Origin of the sequence: Bacillus sp. AFS012607, from assembly GCF_002558005.1 — a bacterium.
GTDB lineage: Bacteria > Bacillota > Bacilli > Bacillales > Bacillaceae_G > Bacillus_A > Bacillus_A thuringiensis_S.
Genome location: NZ_NTVM01000027.1, coordinates 1 through 3,018, shown reverse-complemented (window position 1 = coordinate 3,018; position 3,018 = coordinate 1). Strand labels below are relative to the sequence as shown.

Here is a 3,018-nt window from a genome sequence, read left to right as displayed (position 1 = left end):
GTATGTTCTTTGAAAACTAGATAACAGTGTAGCTCATATTTTTTAATTTTTAGTTTGGTTAAGTTAGAAAGGGCGCACGGTGGATGCCTTGACACTAGGAGTCGATGAAGGACGGGACTAACGCCGATATGCTTCGGGGAGCTGTAAGTAAGCTTTGATCCGAAGATTTCCGAATGGGGAAACCCACTATACGTAATGGTATGGTATCCTTACCTGAATACATAGGGTATGGAAGACAGACCCAGGGAACTGAAACATCTAAGTACCTGGAGGAAGAGAAAGCAAATGCGATTTCCTGAGTAGCGGCGAGCGAAACGGAACATAGCCCAAACCAAGAGGCTTGCCTCTTGGGGTTGTAGGACATTCTATACGGAGTTACAAAGGAACGAGGTAGACGAAGCGACCTGGAAAGGTCCGTCGTAGAGGGTAACAACCCCGTAGTCGAAACTTCGTTCTCTCTTGAATGTATCCTGAGTACGGCGGAACACGTGAAATTCCGTCGGAATCTGGGAGGACCATCTCCCAAGGCTAAATACTCCCTAGTGATCGATAGTGAACCAGTACCGTGAGGGAAAGGTGAAAAGCACCCCGGAAGGGGAGTGAAAGAGATCCTGAAACCGTGTGCCTACAAATAGTCAGAGCCCGTTAATGGGTGATGGCGTGCCTTTTGTAGAATGAACCGGCGAGTTACGATCCCGTGCAAGGTTAAGCTGAAGAGGCGGAGCCGCAGCGAAAGCGAGTCTGAATAGGGCGTTTAGTACGTGGTCGTAGACCCGAAACCAGGTGATCTACCCATGTCCAGGGTGAAGTTCAGGTAACACTGAATGGAGGCCCGAACCCACGCACGTTGAAAAGTGCGGGGATGAGGTGTGGGTAGCGGAGAAATTCCAATCGAACCTGGAGATAGCTGGTTCTCCCCGAAATAGCTTTAGGGCTAGCCTTAAGTGTAAGAGTCTTGGAGGTAGAGCACTGATTGAACTAGGGGTCCTCATCGGATTACCGAATTCAGTCAAACTCCGAATGCCAATGACTTATCCTTAGGAGTCAGACTGCGAGTGATAAGATCCGTAGTCAAGAGGGAAACAGCCCAGATCGCCAGCTAAGGTCCCAAAGTGTGTATTAAGTGGAAAAGGATGTGGAGTTGCTTAGACAACTAGGATGTTGGCTTAGAAGCAGCCACCATTTAAAGAGTGCGTAATAGCTCACTAGTCGAGTGACTCTGCGCCGAAAATGTACCGGGGCTAAATACACCACCGAAGCTGCGAATTGATACCAATGGTATCAGTGGTAGGGGAGCGTTCTAAGTGCAGTGAAGTCAGACCGGAAGGACTGGTGGAGCGCTTAGAAGTGAGAATGCCGGTATGAGTAGCGAAAGACGGGTGAGAATCCCGTCCACCGAATGCCTAAGGTTTCCTGAGGAAGGCTCGTCCGCTCAGGGTTAGTCAGGACCTAAGCCGAGGCCGACAGGCGTAGGCGATGGACAACAGGTTGATATTCCTGTACCACCTCTTTATCGTTTGAGCAATGGAGGGACGCAGAAGGATAGAAGAAGCGTGCGATTGGTTGTGCACGTCCAAGCAGTTAGGCTGATAAGTAGGCAAATCCGCTTATCGTGAAGGCTGAGCTGTGATGGGGAAGCTCCTTATGGAGCGAAGTCTTTGATTCCCCGCTGCCAAGAAAAGCTTCTAGCGAGATAAAAGGTGCCTGTACCGCAAACCGACACAGGTAGGCGAGGAGAGAATCCTAAGGTGTGCGAGAGAACTCTGGTTAAGGAACTCGGCAAAATGACCCCGTAACTTCGGGAGAAGGGGTGCTTTCTTAACGGAAAGCCGCAGTGAATAGGCCCAAGCGACTGTTTAGCAAAAACACAGCTCTCTGCGAAGCCGTAAGGCGAAGTATAGGGGGTGACACCTGCCCGGTGCTGGAAGGTTAAGGAGAGGGGTTAGCGTAAGCGAAGCTCTGAACTGAAGCCCCAGTAAACGGCGGCCGTAACTATAACGGTCCTAAGGTAGCGAAATTCCTTGTCGGGTAAGTTCCGACCCGCACGAAAGGTGTAACGATTTGGGCACTGTCTCAACCAGAGACTCGGTGAAATTATAGTACCTGTGAAGATGCAGGTTACCCGCGACAGGACGGAAAGACCCCGTGGAGCTTTACTGTAGCCTGATATTGAATTTTGGTACAGTTTGTACAGGATAGGCGGGAGCCATTGAAACCGGAGCGCTAGCTTCGGTGGAGGCGCTGGTGGGATACCGCCCTGACTGTATTGAAATTCTAACCTACGGGTCTTATCGACCCGGGAGACAGTGTCAGGTGGGCAGTTTGACTGGGGCGGTCGCCTCCTAAAGTGTAACGGAGGCGCCCAAAGGTTCCCTCAGAATGGTTGGAAATCATTCGTAGAGTGCAAAGGCATAAGGGAGCTTGACTGCGAGACCTACAAGTCGAGCAGGGACGAAAGTCGGGCTTAGTGATCCGGTGGTTCCGCATGGAAGGGCCATCGCTCAACGGATAAAAGCTACCCCGGGGATAACAGGCTTATCTCCCCCAAGAGTCCACATCGACGGGGAGGTTTGGCACCTCGATGTCGGCTCATCGCATCCTGGGGCTGTAGTCGGTCCCAAGGGTTGGGCTGTTCGCCCATTAAAGCGGTACGCGAGCTGGGTTCAGAACGTCGTGAGACAGTTCGGTCCCTATCCGTCGTGGGCGTAGGAAATTTGAGAGGAGCTGTCCTTAGTACGAGAGGACCGGGATGGACGCACCGCTGGTGTACCAGTTGTTCTGCCAAGGGCATAGCTGGGTAGCTATGTGCGGAAGGGATAAGTGCTGAAAGCATCTAAGCATGAAGCCCCCCTCAAGATGAGATTTCCCATAGCGTAAGCTAGTAAGATCCCTGAAAGATGATCAGGTTGATAGGTTCGAGGTGGAAGCATGGTGACATGTGGAGCTGACGAATACTAATAGATCGAGGACTTAACCATATAATATGCAGCAATGTTATCTAGTTTTGAAGGAATATGC

General features: G+C 51.0%; 1 rRNA gene. It reads left to right on the top strand.

Annotation, left to right across the window (positions count from 1 at the left end):
- The first annotated feature begins 56 nt into the window (after positions 1–56).
- Positions 57–2,978 (top strand): 23S ribosomal RNA (locus CN409_RS25855).
- Positions 2,979–3,018: the final 40 nt, after the last annotated feature.